The sequence below is a fragment of the Hoylesella buccalis ATCC 35310 genome, assembly GCF_025151385.1.
Taxonomy (GTDB): domain Bacteria; phylum Bacteroidota; class Bacteroidia; order Bacteroidales; family Bacteroidaceae; genus Prevotella; species Prevotella buccalis.
The window spans coordinates 1,921,305-1,938,951 of record NZ_CP102287.1 but is presented as its reverse complement, the minus strand read 5'-3'; the positions used below and the strand labels follow the sequence as shown (position 1 = coordinate 1,938,951).

At 50.0% G+C, this 17,647-nt stretch carries 13 protein-coding genes; 7 read left to right on the top strand and 6 right to left on the bottom strand.

Annotated features, from left to right (window positions below):
• The 5 genes from NQ518_RS08130 (at window position 1) to NQ518_RS08110 (ending at window position 6,003) form a co-directional block, all read left to right on the top strand.
• Window positions 1–732 carry a head GIN domain-containing protein gene (locus NQ518_RS08130; protein ID WP_227962327.1) on the top strand — a complete coding sequence of 244 codons (732 nt, stop codon included), beginning with the start codon at window positions 1–3 and terminating at the stop codon, window positions 730–732.
• Window positions 733–743: 11 nt separating this feature from the next.
• The gene (locus NQ518_RS08125) at window positions 744–3,146 is read left to right on the top strand and encodes an ABC transporter permease (protein WP_227962329.1); all 2,403 of its coding nucleotides are present in this window, start codon (window positions 744–746) and stop codon (window positions 3,144–3,146) included.
• Between the two features lie 67 nt (window positions 3,147–3,213).
• Window positions 3,214–3,876 carry an ABC transporter ATP-binding protein gene (locus NQ518_RS08120; RefSeq protein WP_004349712.1) on the top strand — a complete coding sequence of 221 codons (663 nt, stop codon included), beginning with the start codon at window positions 3,214–3,216 and terminating at the stop codon, window positions 3,874–3,876.
• A gap of 510 nt (window positions 3,877–4,386) precedes the next feature.
• Window positions 4,387–5,622 carry a site-specific integrase gene (locus NQ518_RS08115; protein WP_023058482.1) on the top strand — a complete coding sequence of 412 codons (1,236 nt, stop codon included), beginning with the start codon at window positions 4,387–4,389 and terminating at the stop codon, window positions 5,620–5,622.
• An 18-nt stretch (window positions 5,623–5,640) separates the two neighbouring features.
• On the top strand, window positions 5,641–6,003 hold the full coding sequence (locus tag NQ518_RS08110) for a hypothetical protein (RefSeq protein ID WP_036873657.1): 363 nt from the start codon (window positions 5,641–5,643) through the stop codon (window positions 6,001–6,003).
• A 257-nt stretch (window positions 6,004–6,260) separates the two neighbouring features.
• Here NQ518_RS08110 and NQ518_RS08105 read toward each other — a convergent pair whose 3' ends face one another.
• Window positions 6,261–6,560, bottom strand: coding sequence for a helix-turn-helix domain-containing protein (locus NQ518_RS08105; protein WP_023058498.1), 300 nt, complete (start codon window positions 6,558–6,560; stop codon window positions 6,261–6,263).
• Between the two features lie 38 nt (window positions 6,561–6,598).
• Window positions 6,599–6,877, bottom strand: coding sequence for a helix-turn-helix domain-containing protein (locus tag NQ518_RS08100; RefSeq protein ID WP_036873535.1), 279 nt, complete (start codon window positions 6,875–6,877; stop codon window positions 6,599–6,601).
• A gap of 222 nt (window positions 6,878–7,099) precedes the next feature.
• On the opposite strand from NQ518_RS08100, the gene NQ518_RS08095 reads away from it, so the two are divergent.
• A complete protein-coding gene (locus NQ518_RS08095; protein WP_023058439.1) occupies window positions 7,100–7,438 on the top strand; it encodes a helix-turn-helix domain-containing protein in 339 nt (112 codons plus the stop codon).
• A 3-nt stretch (window positions 7,439–7,441) separates the two neighbouring features.
• On the top strand, window positions 7,442–7,759 hold the full coding sequence (locus tag NQ518_RS08090) for a helix-turn-helix domain-containing protein (protein WP_036873533.1): 318 nt from the start codon (window positions 7,442–7,444) through the stop codon (window positions 7,757–7,759).
• An 86-nt stretch (window positions 7,760–7,845) separates the two neighbouring features.
• On the opposite strand, the gene NQ518_RS08085 is transcribed toward NQ518_RS08090, so the two are convergent.
• The 4 genes from NQ518_RS08085 to NQ518_RS08070 all read right to left on the bottom strand — a co-directional run bounded on the left by NQ518_RS08085 (window position 7,846) and on the right by NQ518_RS08070 (window position 17,612).
• Window positions 7,846–13,311 (bottom strand): helicase-related protein, encoded by a 5,466-nt coding sequence (locus NQ518_RS08085; RefSeq protein ID WP_227962331.1) that lies wholly within the window; start codon window positions 13,309–13,311, stop codon window positions 7,846–7,848.
• Complete coding sequence (locus tag NQ518_RS08080) at window positions 13,298–13,729, bottom strand: DUF1896 family protein (RefSeq protein WP_023058468.1); 432 nt, start codon at window positions 13,727–13,729, stop codon at window positions 13,298–13,300. The genes NQ518_RS08085 and NQ518_RS08080 overlap by 14 nt, the downstream gene beginning before the upstream one ends.
• A gap of 319 nt (window positions 13,730–14,048) precedes the next feature.
• On the bottom strand, window positions 14,049–16,178 hold the full coding sequence (locus tag NQ518_RS08075) for a type IA DNA topoisomerase (protein ID WP_023058387.1): 2,130 nt from the start codon (window positions 16,176–16,178) through the stop codon (window positions 14,049–14,051).
• Between the two features lie 33 nt (window positions 16,179–16,211).
• The gene (locus NQ518_RS08070; RefSeq protein ID WP_023058451.1) at window positions 16,212–17,612 is read right to left on the bottom strand and encodes a DUF3945 domain-containing protein; all 1,401 of its coding nucleotides are present in this window, start codon (window positions 17,610–17,612) and stop codon (window positions 16,212–16,214) included.
• Between the last annotated feature and the right edge of the window lie 35 nt (window positions 17,613–17,647).

Genomic DNA, 17,647 nt, shown 5'->3' with positions numbered 1-17,647 from the left:
ATGAAAAAGAAAATCTTTTTTTGCATGACAGCTGTCCTTGTTTTGCTGTCATCATGTATCGTTGTACAAACCAACTCATACGAGGTTGCCAATGACGAAAGCAGAACTTACCCGCTGAAAGATTTCTCGGCAATCGAAGTCTCCGGAGCCATCAATGTAGAGTTTGTGCAGAGTAACAATCAAAGCTACCGTGTAAAGGCGGTAGGTTCGCCCGACATGTTGCCGAAGTTGCAGATGGAAGTGCGCAATCGTGTGCTGACCATCAAGCAAAAGTCTAACCCCGGCATTCATTCAGGCAATAATCACCTCACGGTTTATGTACAGGCACCCAACTTGCAGTCGGTCACGGCTTCCGGTGCGTGTGATGTGCTCATTCGGTCGCTCAATGCCTCGGCAGTGCGGTTGGCGGCACGCGGTTCGAGTGATATCAAGGTCAATCAGCTAACGGCCAACAGCTTGGAAGTTCGGTTGCAGGGTTCTTCTGATGCCCGTCTGGCTGGCAAAGTGTCGAAAGCCGTATATACCTGTTCCGGTTCTTCCGATGTGAGAGCCTACAATCTCAAGGCGAAAGACGTGTCGGCCACATGCTCCGGTTCGTCGGATGTCTATTGCTTTGCCACCCGTTCCGTCAGTGCCAAAGCCTCTGGCTCGAGCGATATCCGCATCAAAGGCAACCCCATCCAGCGACAATTTGATAAATCAGGGTCTTCGGATATTCACATATTACATTAATCATCTATACTATGTTGCATCTTATTCAACAGTCTTGCCGCATGGCTTTGCGCAATCTCTTCCGCCGCAGGCAACACAATGTGGCCAAGATTCTCTGTTTGGCACTGGGACTGAGTGTCAGTGCGGTCATCATTGCCGAGATTTATTACGAACAGACTTTCGACCAGAGTTATCCCGATTACGACCGTATCTGCCGTGTGACCGAGGGCTTCAAGATGAAAGCGCAGGAGTTCACGGAGGGCTTTAATACGTCGGGCGGCGTGGCACCGATGATGAAACGAACCATTCCACAGGTGGAACTGGCTACGCGCACCAATCCAATCGTGACCGATGGAGAGGTGGAGACTGATGACAAAGTACGTGTCCGTGCCGATGTCTACTTTGCCGACAGCTGCTTCTTCCGCATGTTTCCGGCCCGCATTCTCGAGGGTGATGCCGACCGGGCACTCACGGAACCGTTCTGTTGTGTGGTGAATCGCTCGACAGCACAGCGCTTGGGCGGCAACGTTGTGGGTCGGCACATCGAGTCGAAAGAAATGTCGGGCCTGAAGCTGACCATCGTGGGCGTCTACGAGGATTATCCTCACAACTCAACGTTCCACAACTATGATGTGATCGGTTCAATGAAGACGCAGAAGAATTTTAGCTTCGACGGTCAGGATAACCTGGTCGGTAACGACCGTTACATCAGTTTCGTACGTCTCAGGAAAGGTGTCTCTCCCGATTCGTTGAAGCCCCTTATACACCGCATGATACAGACGCATTACCCCGTCAAGGAGCTGCAACAGTCCGGCACGTGGCTCACTTACAAGGTCACCCCCATATCCCGCTATTACACGGAGGCGGACAATGTGCGCCAAATGTTCTGGATTCTGTCGCTCCTGGTCATCATCCTCCTTTCGGTCTCGATACTCAACTATGTGCTGATTGTGGTGGGCAATTTGGTCAGTCGTGCCCGTGAGATGGCGGTAAGGAAATGCTATGGTGCCGGCCGAGGAGCCGTCTACAGCATCACCTTCAGCGAAGTGTGCCTGCATCTCGTGCTTGCTCTCATATTAGGAGCAGCTCTGTTGTGGGCTTGCCATGGCACAATCGAACAGTTGTTGTCGGCTCCGCTCTCTGTGTTGGTATTCAACCGTGGTGCGTGGATTTTGCTTTTGATTGTGTTGATGGTGCTTCTCGTGGGTGGTATCGTACCCGGATGGCTTTACAACCGCATGCCCGTGACCATTGCATTTCATGGCTATGTCGAGGCCAGGCGTCGCTGGAAGGTGGCACTTCTGGGGCTTGAGTTTGCCATGGTGAGCTTCCTTTTAGGTCTGCTTTTCATTGTGAGCATGCAGTATAGGCATACGGTTGGCTTTGACTTAGGCTATCAGTGTGCCGGTCTCGCGTCTGTTAACATCACCGCGCTACAGCCCGATGAACGGCAGACGGCATACGACGAGGTAGGCCGTATGAGCGGCGTGCGTCAGGTGTCGGCCTGCAATACGTTTCCTTTCTATGGTATGAGTGGTAACAACGTAACTGTTCCTGGTGAAGAATCACAGCTGTTCAATATCGCCGATCTCTTCACTGTCGCCGACCATTACTTTGATATGCTGCAGATTCCTGTTGTTGCCGGCCGTGTCTTCGCATCGGGCAGCGACAGTCTCAGGCAAGTAATGGTGAGTCAGGACTTTGCCTCTATGATGAAAAAACTGCGCGGATGGGACGACGTGGTGGGTCGGAAGGTGATTATCAGTGAGCATAGCGGCAACGAAAACAAAGACTTACTGACCATCGTTGGCGTCTATCGTGACATTCATCTGGGCAGTGCAGAGAACAATGGGAGGGACAGACCCTCTGTGATTTTCTACGGACGTGCGGCCAACTGGATGAACAATTACCTGCTGATACAGCTGGACGATTTCAGCGTAGAGAAGCTGACAGACATCCAGACGCGGCTACAGCGGTTCTTCCCGGGCAAGACAGTCTTGGTCGAGAGTGTGGAGAACCTCAAGAACATGCAGTATGTTGCGACCCGCAACTTCCGCAACGGCGTGATGACGGTTGGCATCGTGGTGCTTTTCATCGCGTTGATGGGACTTATTGGTTATGTCAGCGACGAGGTGAACCGTCGTCACAAGGAAATAGCCATCCGCAAGGTGAACGGTGCGTGTGTGGGCGACGTGATGCGCATCTTCCAGCTGAACATCCTTCGCACAGCCATTCCTGCCGTGCTGATTGGGGCTGTCGGTGCCTACTGGGTAGCCGCACAGTGGCTGCAGCTCTATGACAACCGCATCGCGTTGACAGTGTGGCCATTCCTCGTGACAATCGCCCTCGTGCTGCTCATCATCGTTACCGTTGTGGCAATCAACTGCTGGCGCGTGGCTAACAGTAACCCGGTGGAGTATCTGAAACAAGAGTAAGAAAGGAACATCCGATAGACCGGACTACAAACCATAAAACATATAATAACCATAATATTTTAAGAGTATGATCAAAGTAGAAAATTTAAGCAAATCGTTCCGTACGGAAGAAGTGGAGACCATTGCGCTCAACAATGTGTCGTTCCAAGTAGAAGACAAGGAGTTTGTTGCCATCATGGGGCCTTCGGGCTGCGGCAAGTCAACCCTGCTCAACATCCTCGGGCTGCTCGACAATCCCACGGGCGGCAAGTATTGGTTAGGCGACAAGGAAGTGTCGGCGCTGAAAGAGAAGGATCGCACCGACGTGCGCAAGGGAGAGATAGGCTTCGTGTTCCAGAGCTTCAACCTCATCGACGAACTCAACGTGGAAGAGAACATCGAGCTGCCCCTGACCTACCTTGGGATGTCGAAGGCCGAGCGCAAACAGAAAGTGAAGGACATCATGAAACGCATGGGCATCAGTCATCGCGCCAAGCACTTCCCACACCAGCTCTCGGGCGGTCAGCAGCAGCGTGTGGCCATCGCCAGAGCCGTGGTGTTTGGTCCGAAACTGATTCTCGCCGATGAGCCGACAGGTAATCTTGACTCGAAAAATGGTGCCGAGGTGATGGGGCTGCTCACCGAACTCAACCGCGAGGGAACCACCATTGTCATGGTGACCCACAACGAGCATGACGCCTCCATCGCCCATCGCATCGTGCGACTGTTTGACGGACAAATTGTTGGTTGATTCAGGAGCAAAGCGTAAGCAAGCCAGGTGGCTCGGCGAGCTGCTTTGGCTGAACGTGCTTACGCTTTGCACCTATGGCTTTTTCGGCAAGCATGCGTATCGTCCGTGATTCGAGAATCCATTGTTTTTGTCCTGTGATTTTACCCAAAAATCTATCCTTAATGGTCAAAAAATGAGCGGACATAGCAAATGATTTGTGAGTCAGTCAGTTCTGATTATTTGACCATTCGGGGGAAAAACCGCCAAAAGACGGACTTTTGCCAACTTTGGACAGAGCAGCGTTACTAAAACATTACCCTATATCCAAGTAGAAAGGAATGGCAAAAACGGTAACGAACGGGCTAATCCCCAACTGAAATCTTCCGCAAAGATAGCCCAATAAAGGGAGAATGGGAAGAAAAAAGGCAAAAAAATGAATGCTTGGAATCTTTCCCATCAAAGTACAATGAATTGCGTATCAGCGGATAACCTGACAATAAATAGTTTTGTAACTTATAAAAGGTCAGAGTTATGCGAAGTACGTTTAAGGTTCTGTTCTACCTCAAAAAGAACGCCCCGAAGAAAGACGGTTCCGTTCCCGTGATGTGCCGTATCACTATCGACGGAACCATTGCACAGTTCAGTTGCAAATGCGACATTCTCCCCAATCTATGGGATGTCAAGAGCAACCGGGCTTCGGGAAAAAGTTCCGTCGCATTGGAAACCAACCGCTTCTTGGACAAGATTCGGGTGGGTATCAATGCCAAATACAAGGAGATTGCCGAAAGGGACAACTATGTCACGGCGGAGAAAGTAAAGAACGCTTTCTTGGGTTTGGAGATGCGGTACGAGACACTGCTGACGGTCTATGCCCAGCACAATGAGGATTTTGCCAAGCAGGTATCTGCCGGTCTGCGTCGCGATTCCACATACCATAAGTATTGTACCGTTTACAAGCACTTGGAAGAATTTATCAAGACACGCTATCGTCTGAGCGACATTGCCCTGCGAGAGCTTACACCTGCATTCATCACGGACTTTGAGATTTTCCTCCGCACGGAAAAGCAGTGCTGCAATAATACCGTATGGATCTACATGATGCCTTTGCGCCGAATGATTACCATTGCCCAGAATCACGGCTGGATTGTTCGAGACCCTTTCGTGGATTACAGCATCTCCGCCGAGAGTACGGAAAGGGATTATTTGACCAAGGACGAGATACGTCAAATGATGGATTTGAAGTTTCGCCGCAAGTCCATGGAGTTGGTGCGTGACCTGTATGTTTTCTGCTGCTTTACCGGCTTGTCGTTTACCGATATGAAGAACCTGACCAAAGACAATGTGCAAACTTCATTCGACGGCAAATTGTGGATTATGACCAAGCGACAGAAGACGGGCGTGGAATCCAACATCATGCTGATGGACATTCCATTGAGGATTATCGAAAAGTATGATGGCATGGCAAAGGAAAATTATCTCCTGCCCGTTCCTCAGTACATTACCGCCTGCAAGAACCTTAAAACAATCATCGGACTTTGCGGTATAGAAAAGAACATAACGTGGCATACCAGTCGCCATACCATGGCAACGGAAATTTGTCTGACCAACGGAGTTCCCATCGAAACGCTCTCCAAGATGCTCGGACACACGAATATCCGCACGACACAAATCTACGCCAAAATTACCCACGAGAAGGAAAGCCGGGATATGAATTCCCTTTCCGACAAGTTAAGCCGGATAGAACAGTTTAGCGGTATTACCATATAATAATAAGGAAGAATGTCTATGAAAAGAGAAATCATAACCATTGGCGGTAACGGAGAAATACATATCCCAGCTACTCGCGTTTGGATGTCTGCTTGTGAGATTGCCGACCTGCTCGGGGCATTCTCCGGCAAGGTGAGCGCACAAATCAAAGCGATATTCAAAGAAGTTCTCCTGATGGAGACGGAAGCGATGAGAACAATCCACTCCGAACAAGGATTTATTGATTTATACAGTATCGAAATGATAACGATGCTGTCGTTTCGTATTGCCACACCACAGGCAAAGACTTTGCGAAGGTGGATAATCGGCAGGCTTTCGGAGAAGAAAGTTTCCTCTCCACCCATGATTGTCTGTTACACCGTTGGCAGACAACATAATTAAAGAAAAGCAGGCAGTAAGAAGATAATTCCTACTGTCTGCTTTTTGCTTACTGCACATTCCGTTGTAACTTGATTTGGGCGTATGATGAGCCAATGAAGAGAAGTGGTCGAAGAAGCCATCAAATCTTACGTAAGAATCTCGGAAAACTTACGTAAGTTTTCTGAAATCTTACGTCACTTTTTTGAGAGCTTGTTTTATCGTGGTCAAAACAAATCGACAATACGACAAAAATCAAGGCAACAGCGACAAACATTTCATCATTCCTCAAATCGTGGGTGGTAGTTCTCTTGCAGCAACTTTTCTACCTCCTCCTCTTTATAGAGGACTTTCCCTCCTAATTTGACAAATGGAATACGCCCCATATCACGATAGTCTTGCAGGGTGCGTCGATTGACATGCAGCCGTCGGGAAAGTTCCTCGTCCGTCAAGTACCGCTGCCCTTGAAGCGTTGGTCTGTTTCTTTTCCTCAGGGCATCTATCCCTTTTATCATACGGTCGGAGGCATTGAGGAAGTGCATGATTTCTTCGTCATTCTTGGTCTTTACATTATTACTCATAGTTCTACTTTGGATTTAGTGGTGATTAAGATACTGTGTTATGGAGAGACCGACTTGTCTACCAGTTTCTGAACATCCTCCGGTTTATAGTACATCTTGTAGCCTATCTTCGTATAGGGTAAAGTCCGGTTACTCCGATAGGTTTGCAGTGTACGCAAGCTGACGTTCAGGATTTGGCAGACATCTTGGTTGTCCAGCCATTTGCCCATTCTTTTCTCGTCCGATTCCCGACAGAGGGCATCGACCTTGGCGGTCAGGATGCGGAAACGCTCCATCATGGCTTCATACGTTTTCTTTTCGATTGCTATTACTTCCATATATCAATTTTTAGTTTGGATATTACGATATGCAAATGTAATGACAGCGTATGCGAGAAAGAGATACTTTCATCAAATTGCGTGCTTGTGGCTTTGATATGACAGCCTGTGTCTTCGGGCTTGAATACTTGACAATAAAAATCTCTATTCAGTACATATTTAGCATACAATCCAAACGATTTCAAAGCCCGAACTTTGCACCATAATCAAATTAAAAGAGCGATGGATGTCATTACAATTGAGAGCAAAGCCTACCACGATTTGGTGGGCAAGATAGAGAAAATTCTCCGATATGTGGAGAAAGAGGAACAGGCGAAGGAAGAATACGAAAACCGCCTGATAACCAACAAGGATTTAGCCGAAATACTCGGCATCAGCCAACGCACCCTCCAACGGTTGCGAAGTTCGGAACGTATCGGTTACAAGATTATCCTTGGACGATGCTATTACGACTTAAACGACATAGAGGAGGCGATACGCAAGAAGAGCCTGTACTGCAATCCTCAAAACATCAAAGAGCTGAGACAGAATTTCCTGCTTAAAGCCAAGAGAACGAAATAGCATATGGAACTATTGGACAGAGACACTTTTCTTGAATGGATGGAGCGGATTATGACCCGTTTCGACCATCTGAAGCAGACCATTCCCGATATTCCCCAACGTCCGATGCTCAACGGCGAGCCGCTCTTGGACAATCAAGAGGTCTGTATGATGCTGCAAGTCAGCAAGCGAACCTTGCAACGTTACCGAGATTCGGGGACGCTGCCGTTCCACATCATCTATCACAAAACGTGGTATCTGGAATCAGAGATAACTGCCTTTATGGAACATCATTTCACCGAGAATAAGAAACGGAGAAGAAAGAGGAAAAAAGAAGAATGAGTTCTTTGCTTTTTTATTTTAGTTGTGCAAATCCCGTCCCGTCGTGATGACGAGGCGGGATTTATACTTGGAGTCCGTTTCATAAATCATATTTTCGGTCTGACGACAAAGACCTTGTTTGCCAATGACGGCACACCGTCCGTAAGGGGCTGTGTATCCCTAATACTCTGCCTCGCGTCTTCGGGCAGTCTGTCGGTTTGAGCCGAAAGCGTGCAGACGGAGGATGCGTTAGCGGTAGGCTCAATCGGACGGGACTGCCCTGAGATGTTCCCTTCCATTTCCTTCTGCTCTTCTATGTTCTCTTCTTCCTGCTGTGCGTCTCCCTGCTCAATGGGCTTCAAGGAAAGCTGTATCTGACGGTCGAGTGCGGCAAGTTCCGTCTTGAGGTCTTTCAGTTGCTCTTCCTTTTTCCACGAGCCATTGACCACCTCCTGCAATACGGGAATATCTTTGGCTATCTTCACCGTATCCGCCTCATATTTCTGTATCAGGCTCGGGATCTTTTCCAACGCATTGAGAAAGTTCATGGAGGCAAGTACCGGATCTGTGGCAATGTTACCGTTGTTGTAGCTGTACTTCATGCCACTCTCTCCCATGATGAAAAACCTGTTCTGCGATAAGTCGAAAAGACTCTGTGAGGAGGATTCGGTCTTGACCACTATCTTGAAACCGTAAAGAGTGCCGATGTCGAAATACTCCCCTTTGGTACGGGCATGCTCCTTGACTTCCGCAAGTTTGGCTGCGATCCGTTTCGGGTCGCTGCCTTCCACGCCTTTCAGCTGTATCGGGTTGAGTTTGTTACCGTCCTTGTCCTTTTGCACCCTGCTCTCAAACAGATCCCGGTCGCTTTTGAAGCGTGCTATCAGTTCCTTGTTCCCATCCACGACACGCAACACCTCGTCCAATCGACTTCGGGAAGTCTGCCTGCTGCGCATAAAGGAACGTCGCTCACTCTCCAAGCCAGCAATCTTCTTCTCTAACTTCGCCTTTTCCAACAAGTCCGTATTTCCCGAAAGAATGGCTACATACTCGGAAAAATTCATCCCCGACTTCTCGTCCATGCTTCCCTCGTCGATGGTACGGCTGCCAAGACGATTGTTCTTCAGCTGCTCTATAAATAATTGCTTATTATATAATAGGTTGAACTTATAACTGTCAAGTGATTTTTCCACTGCATAAATGATTACATCCACCTTGTTGTCCGCATGAAACTTGGCTACTTCGTTTCCTTTACGCACCGCCCGTCCGTCCCGCTGTTCAAGGTCGGAAGGACGCCAGGGACAGTCAAGATGATGGATAGCCACGGCACGTTTCTGGGCGTTCACGCCCGTACCGAGCATAGAGGTGGAACCGAACAGTACCCGAATGGTTCCCTCGTTCATGCCCGCAATGAGCGTCTTTCGAGCCTTGTCGCTCTTCGCCTCCTGTATGAAGCGTATCTCCTGAGCGGGTATGCCGTGGTCCTCCACCAACTTCCGTTTGATTTCGCTGTAAGGATTCCACTCTCCGGGCTTGTAGGTTCCGAGGTCGGAGAATACGAACTGCGTACCTTTCTGTGCGTCATACTTCCGATAATACTCTGCAATCTTGGCGGCACAGTGGGAAGCCTTGTTGTCCACATGATCCGAGTACTTCTCGGGATCTATGAGCCTCAAATCTAAGCTCATCTTCCTCGCCATGTCAGTTGCTATCAGCATCTTGGCTTTTTCTTCCCGTTCCGTAAGCGGAGCTCTTCCCAACAGCTCGGCATTGCCCGTCTTGGCAAACTCCACCAATTTGGCGATGAACTCCTCCTGTTCGGGCGTTGGCGGGATATTGTGCATGATTTCGTTTTTCTCGGGTCGGTCTATGCCGATGTCCTTTGCCGTCCGGTAGTCCGTTATCTGGGCGTAGAACGCTGCCAGCTCTGGTACTTTGATGAAATAGCGGAAACGCTCCTTCTGCACAATCTCGTTGGTGACGGAGAACTCGTAGTCGATACTCTTCTTGGCGAAGATAGCCGCCCAAGCATCGAAGGTCTTGATATTCTGCTGTTCCAATGCCTGCGGGCGGAGGTACTTAAAGAGCAGATACAGCTCCGTGAGGCTGTTGGAGATGGTCGTTCCCGAAAGGAAGGTCGCTCCCAAGTCCCTACCCGTCCGCTCCTGAATGGTGCGGATGGCAAAGAGCATGTTGAGTGCACGCTGACTGCCCTCGCTGTTGCCCAATCCTGCCACACGGTCGTGGCGGGTGTTGAACATCAGATTCTTGAAAGTGTGCGACTCATCCACAAAAAGATGGTCTATGCCCATTGTCTTGAAATCCACCGCGTCGTCCTTTCGATTGTCAATGCGGAATTTGATGTCGGAAAGTTTTGCCTCCAAATTCATTTGACGCTTGACCAATCCCTTTTCCATGGAACGGGAAATCGTATGCCCCTGCTGACGCAACACTTCCAAGTTCTCCTCTACACTGTCCAACTCATCCTGCAAGATGCTTTGCTGTATCTCGTCCGACTGGGGTATCATACCGAACTGATCGTGCGTAAGGACAATGCAATCCCAGTTGTTGTTCTTGATGTCATGGAAGATACGCTGCCTTTTATCGGGTGTAAAATCGTTCTTGCCCGGGTAAAGCAGTTTTGCGTTCGGATATGCCGTGTGGAATGTTTGCGCAATCTCCTGCACGTTGGCTTTCAGGGCAAGAATCATCGGCTTGTTTGCTAAGCCCAATCGCTTCATCTCGTAGGCTGCCACGCACATGATGAGCGTTTTTCCTGCTCCCACCTGATGGTCGCAGATACCCCCTCCGTTGAGTTTGAGCATCCATACGGCATCCTTCTGACTGCCATACAGGCTTTCAATACCCAATCCTTTCAGATTGAGGTCGGGAAACGTCTGATGCGAGCCGTCATATTGCGGTCGCACAAAGCAGTTGAACTTGTCGTTATACAGTTTTTCCAGCTGCTTCTTGAAATCGTCCGGCTGCTCGGCAAGCCAGTCTGTAAAGCCGTTTCGTATCTCATCAATCTTTGAATTTGCCATCTGTATGGCTTCCGTATCCCTTACCTTGACCTCCTTGTCTCCGACCATAATCTTCTTGGTGATGTCGGGAGAAGTATTCAATAGGGCGTGTTTCATTAGCGTAACACCATCATAGCGGCGGTGCTGTCCCCGAACACAGAACTTGTCCCAGATGTTGGCATTGTGCAGGCGTGCATCGACAGAGTACTCGTCCGCACTTGAATTGTAGTGTATCGCCACCTCCGTGTCGAAGAGGAAGGAGGCATAGTCCGAGTATATCTGTACGGGAATCCATCTTTCCCCGAAGTTAAAGTCAAGGTCGGCGAAAGGAATGGGGACAGGCACGGCATCCCTAAGCGCCTGCATGGAGGCAGCGGCTCTTGTATCTTCGGGATGCTCCAACAGATAATGTCCGATGTCGTCCGCCTTGGCGACCACATTCCCGGATATGAACTTCTCGCTTGTCTCATATCCACCCTCCAACGGATTGTAATAGACTTTGCCGTTTAATTCGTTCAGGATGTCCTCTTCCGTTCCGTCGGACAACAGGGAAGCCATGTATTCGAGATCCACGCTTCCGAACTTATTCAGGGATGCGGAAAGGGCTTCGGTGGCAGTCTCCACCTGAGTTACATCGTGCAGACTGAAAGAGACGGGCTGAGTGAAGATGTCCGCCTTGACCGTCTTGCCATCCACCTTGCGTTCCAAGAAAAGTATCTCACGTCCTCCAGCGTCCATCAGAATCATTTCGTGGTTCTTGCGATCGTTGAGATGCCCGTAAAGACGTACAAAACGGTCATACAGGTCATTGAGATGCTGCCGAAGAGAAACATTCTCCGCCTTGTGCTCCGCTTCATAATCATAGAGAGCGTGATAGGCGTCTCTCAGGTCTATGTAGCCCAGCATCTTCTGCCGTTCTTGGGAAGAGAAGTCTATGGGCTGAAACAGGCGGTTGTCCTCCATATCACGGACAAGCGTACCTACCTGAAAGTCCGAGGCGAGCAAAGAACCCTCTTTGAGGTGTTCGTGCCATAAGCCCTCATAGGGACGTGCCAGCATCCCTTTCTCCTTATCCTGCTGCCACCACAGCTCGCCCGTATCTTTTAATCCATTTGCCGTCTCGCTGCTTTGTGAAGTCTCGGGAAACAGAGAGGGGGAAGAAACCGGCTTCGGTTTTGCGGCTGCTTTACGCTTGGGCTTCTTTTCTTGAATGACATTTCCGAAGAGGTCGAACAGTTCCGTCTGTGGCGATACATTCGTTTGAATGGGTTCCGTAGTCGCGGGCTTTTCTTCTGTGTGTGCACCATCAGAAGACAGAGGCTTTTGCACGGTCTGTTTTTCCTCAGAATGAGCAGGGAGAATAACTTCGCTCTGTTGCTGTGTGGGGATATGTTGTTGGTATAATGACAGGTCTAACCGCTTTTCCAGATCTGCCCGCAGGATTTTACCCATATCATTGGCAATGCCTTCCGCCCCTCCGCTGTGGTGGAACAGGATGGCGGGTTTCCCGTATGGATCGGTGTCCTGCTTCCACTCGGTATGCACGATTTGTGACATGCTCCGCAGGTAGGTGTTGAACATCACACCGCTGGGACGCTTCTCGCTTTTGATGAAACGCTGCTCCTCCTCGGTAAGGCATGCCTTGTTACTATTCTTTTGCAGGACAATCAGGTCGCTGCCCACTTCCGTTCCGGCATTCTCCGAAAAGAGATTGTTCGGCAGACGGACTGCCGACACAAGGCGGGTATGGCTCATCAGCCATTCCCGAACAGGTTCGTTCGAGGGAGCGTTCATAACGCCTTGGGAGGTGATGAATGCCAGCACGCCGCCTTCACGAAGCATATCCACACCCTTGACGAAAAAGTAATTGTGCAGGGACATGCGTGCCACCTTGCGTGCCGGCTCGTCCGTCTTGCTGAAGACCGGGTCGAAGACGGCGATGTCCCCAAAAGGAATGTTGCTGCTCACCACGTCAAAATAACCGTTGAACTTGGATTCGATTTCCTCAAATCCACGGATGCGTATCTTGTCGTCGGGATGCAGGGCGGAAAGCAGTTGTCCCGTCAGGATGTCTTTCTCAAAGCCGAATGTGGTGTGTCCTTCGGCTGTGATAGTATTGAACGAGCGGATAAACTCGCCCATTCCTGCCGACGGGTCGAGTATCTTGCCGGGGGTAATGCCTGCCTCTTGCAAGGACGCGACAATCTCCTGTACTATGGGTTCAGGTGTATAGAAAGCGGTCATCACCGAGTTTTTCAGACTCTGCATATAGCTTTTGTACTGAGTCTCCGAAGCGGTGTTGTCCCGAATAACCCGATGCAGTTCCATAACCAAGGGGAAGAGTTCCACTTCCGACTTGTTCCAGCGTGCGATGTCCTCCATCGAGTTTGCCGGTGAAAGAATACACTTTAAGGCACCGAAACCCGTATAAGCCCGCAACACCTTCATTTCCTCCTCCGTAGCCGTGCGATGCTCCCGATGGAGGGTAAAAACCGTTTGGATGGCATCTATATTCGCCCGAAGATGCTCTTTCTTGTTATAGCTTGCCATCTTCTTCGAGTTTTAATTGGATAAAGCCCGTCAGTTCCGTGTATAGGGCATTGTATTCGGGGGTATAGGCGAAGTCGTCCGAAATAGGATATTTGGAGAAGATCTCCTCCGCAAACGGACGTAATCGTATTGCTGTCTCCCGTACCGCTTCGAGCGGCACATCTGCTGAGAACTCGTTCCACAGAACGGACGTGAGCGTGTCGTGTCGGGAGAAATGCAGTCCCGCATAAAGGGTTTTGTTGGCGATGCCGATACATTCGGCTACGGAAAAGCCGTTGTCAAAGGCTTCGGTATAGGCTTGCGAGGCGGCTTCGGCACGCTCCTTCACGAAAGGAATGTCGTCCGCCAGCTCGGGGTGGCTCTCCCTGAGAAATGAGAGCAGGGAAAGTTCGTAGTATGAAAAATGAATGACTGTCATATGAATGATTTTAGTGAATGTTATGGATTGCCCGAAAAGCTAATTAGTAATCAAGAGAAAGCTAATGAGCTTTCAGCCGGTTGCTCGGTATCTTTTCTGTTATTACTCGGTATCTTTTCGGAGATTACTCGACATCTTTTGAACGACCGTTTATCGGCTCTGAAAAAAAACTTCTCTAAAGAATACTTTTTTGAGGCATAACCCTATAATGCAAAGGCACTCGACGTCCCCGCCGAGTGCCACCACTAAAATCCGCAGTAAAACAATAAGATTGTTATGACCGCATCATTCAGTGGCAAAATTAGCAATTTACGGGGATTTATCTTCGGGATTTGCCCGTTTTCTTGCGTTCGGGGAAGACAAAAACCGTTTTGAAGTCCCCGTCTAACGAGAGCGAAGCCTCGAACCGCTTGCCTGCCTTGGAGGTAAAGCCCTTGATGATGCCGGTTTCCCCATTTACAGCTAACTGGGTCAGCTGTTCGTCCGTAAGGCTTTTGCCCGCAACGGTGCGGAAAAGCGTCCATCCGCAATCGGCATCCGAACATTTGGCACATTTGGAATGAAATACCATCGTACCCTTACCGCACTTGGGGCAATGGATGTCGCTTCGCCTTTGAGGGAAGAGGATTTTGGACGAGAGCAGTTCGTCGGTAATCTGCGTGGCATAAGACTCGATGTCCTTGCGGAAATCTTTTTCCTTCATCTCTCCACGTTCTATCTTCGCCAAGTCTGCCTCCCACTGCCCGGTCATCTCGGCATTGCCGATTTTCATTTCCTTGACGATGGAATAGAGGACAAGTCCTTTTTCGGTAGGCACGAGCGACTTCTCCTTACGTACCATATACTCGCGGGTAAAGAGCGTTTCGATGATGGCGGCACGGGTGGCAGGAGTGCCGATGCCGCAATCTTTCAGACAGACACGCAGTTCCTCGTCTTCCAACTCCTTGCCTGCCGTCTCCATTGCAGAAAGTAAGGAACTTTCCGTGTGTAGCGGTTTGGGCTTGGTTGTCCCTTGTGCCAACGAACAGGCGGAAATGGCAAGTTGCATGCCTTCGTTCCATTCCGGAATGAGGACTCCTTCGCCATTCTCACGGCTTTCTCGCTCTTCGGCTTCGAGCTGTTCCTTGTCTTTGCCTTTCTCGTTTTTAAGGATGCTACGCCAGCCTTCCTGCCTGATGATTTCTCCTTTGAGCGTGAACTTTACACCTTCGCACAAGGCGGTTACGGTGGTAACGTCTTTTTCACACCGAGGGGAGAAGGCTTCCAGCATACGCCCCGCAATCATATTGTAGATGACCGCTTCCTCTCCGAATACATCTATCGGCTTTTTGCCCGTGATGAGCAGGGCGTGGTGGTCGGTCACTTTCTTCCCGTTTACCGACCGGGCATTGAGGACGAAAAGGTTACGGGTATGGATACCCCATACGGGATGGTCGTGCAGGAAGGCAATCAATGCGGGGATTTCCTCGAAGACATCCTCCGAGATATAACGACTTCCGGTGCGCGGATAGGTAATGTATCCTCTTTCATAAAGTTTCTGTGCCAGCGTGAGGGTCTGTTCTGCCGAATAACGGTGTCGGCTGTTGGCTTCCTTCTGCAAGGTGGTCAGGTCGTACAAAAGAGGCGGTTCCTGCTTCGCCTCCTTGCGGACTATCGTTTCTATTGTGATGTGAGAGGCGGCTTTGATCTTCTCATACAAGGCGGTGGCTTCTTCCTTGTTGAAGCAACGTTCGGGATTAGAGAAACGGAAGTTTTCATCGCCGTCCTTTACGGAAAGGCTTAGCTGCCAAAACGGTTGTGGCGTAAACTTTTTATTTTCCCAGAAGCGGGAGCAGACCATGCAGAGCGTCGGAGTCTGTACCCTGCCTAACGAGTAGGTGCCATAACCTGCCGCTATGGAAACGGCTTGGGTGGCATTGATGCCCACGAGCCAGTCGGCTTCGCTGCGTGCTCGGGCGGCATAGTAAAGATTGTCGTACTCGGCTCCGCTTTTGAGATGGGCAAGTCCTTCCCGAATGGCTTTGTCCGTGAGCGAACTGATCCAGAGTCGCTCAAAAGGCTTGGCGATGCCAAGATACTCGTAGATGAATCTGAATATTAACTCACCCTCACGTCCTGCGTCGGTGGCTACGATGATGCTCTCTGCCGCTTTGAAGAGTTTTTCAATGACTTTGAGCTGGGCAACGACACTCGGGTCTGCCTTGTAGCCTTTACCGCTCTTGACTTGGCGGGGAATAAGGGTAAAGACGGGAGGAAGAATCGGAAGGTTCTCCTTGTGAAAACCTTTGAAGCCGTAGGCTTCGGGCATGGCCGCCGTTATCAGGTGTCCCAATGCCCATGTGACGGTGTAGTTACTGCCTTCTATATAGCCCTCTTTTCTGTTTGTTGCCCGAACGACGCGGGCTATCTCACGGGCTACGCTCGGTTTTTCTGCTATGATGACTTTCATACGATTTTACTTTTGGATGTTAGTGGTGGCGGATTACATTTTCATTCCCTTGGAACGCTTCTGTTCCTGCTTCTCTTCTTTCTGCTCGGCGGTGGGCTGTGTCTGTCCTTCTTTCAGAGGCTCTTTCACATGCTTCGTCGCTTCGTTGGTCTTGCCTTCGGAATTGACGGCTACCTGTGTCTTGGAGGCGTTGTCGGGAACAACTTCTTTGGCTTGGGGCTTGTCGGGATTCCATTTGAAGAAATCGAACTTGTCCTTCTCAAAGTTGGCACGGACGTATGCGTTGAACGGCTGTCCCTGCTTGTCTTTCAAGCCTTCCATATAGACCGTTCCGCCTTCCTTGAGCTTGGCTTGCTCTTCCGGCGAGACCTCCCTTCCCAACAACTTCTTGGGTATGCGGACTCCTTGCCGCTTCTCCTGATTTTCTGCTTTACGGCTGTCTTGCTGCTGTCCTTGGCTTTGCTTGGGTGAGCCGAAACGAAATTCAATTGCCCGCTTGTCGGCGTTGAACTGGAGGTTGGCGTTGAAACTCTTTCCCGTCTTGGCTGTCATTCCCTCCACATAGATGCTCTTGCCTTCCGACAAATCCTTCTTCTGCTCTTCGCTCAGTTTTACGCCCTTGATTTCATCAGGGATACGAACTTTATCGGCACTCAAAGCGATGATGTCGTTGGTCAGTCGGTCGATACTCACGAAACTGCGGGTGGGTTTATCGCTATTGGGAAAGGTCAGTTCCACGGTACGTCCGAGGTTGCCCGTTTCTCTCAGGGCATTCTTGTCCTCGTCGGTGAAGGTGTGCCCGAAGAACTCCCGCTCCAACTGAGGCTCCTTGCGGATGGCGTGGACAACGGGGATAAATCTGCCGTCCTCTGTCTCACGTAATGAAAGGCGTGCGTCCGTATGGAGAGCTACGTCTCCGATTTTTACGCTGATGGGGACAAGGTGGGGTGATTTTCGGTATTTTAGCATGGCTTCAAGCTCCTTGCCCTTTTCAAGGCTCTCACGGCTCACGCCCATCTTGGAGAACTGCTCCCAGTCAATCTTCTCGGGGTCTATCTCCTGAAAGGTCCGCTTCTGCTCTCCTGCATAGTCCGAAGGAATCACACGGGCAGAGTCCAGCATCTCCTTGTTGGAGGGGACATCCGGAGCTTTGAGCATCTCGGCGAGAACCCGTGCGCTGGCAACAACACCCTCGAAGGGGACTTTGAAGAAGTGAAATTGTGTGGGGTTCTTGAACTGCCGCATGAAGTTGGAGAGGAAATTCTCCAAGGCGTTGCTGTGCTTGTCGAACTTCAAGAAACTCTGCTCATGTTCGGCGGTAGGCGGTACAGTTTTCAGTCCGCCTTTCTCGTCCGTCCCTGAGACGGCTTTGAGATTCTCGTCCTTGGGGTCTTTCACCAAAAGGACTTCTTGGTCTTTGATTTTTTCGTCCATATTACAATGTATTTAATGACACCAACAGCGGTGTA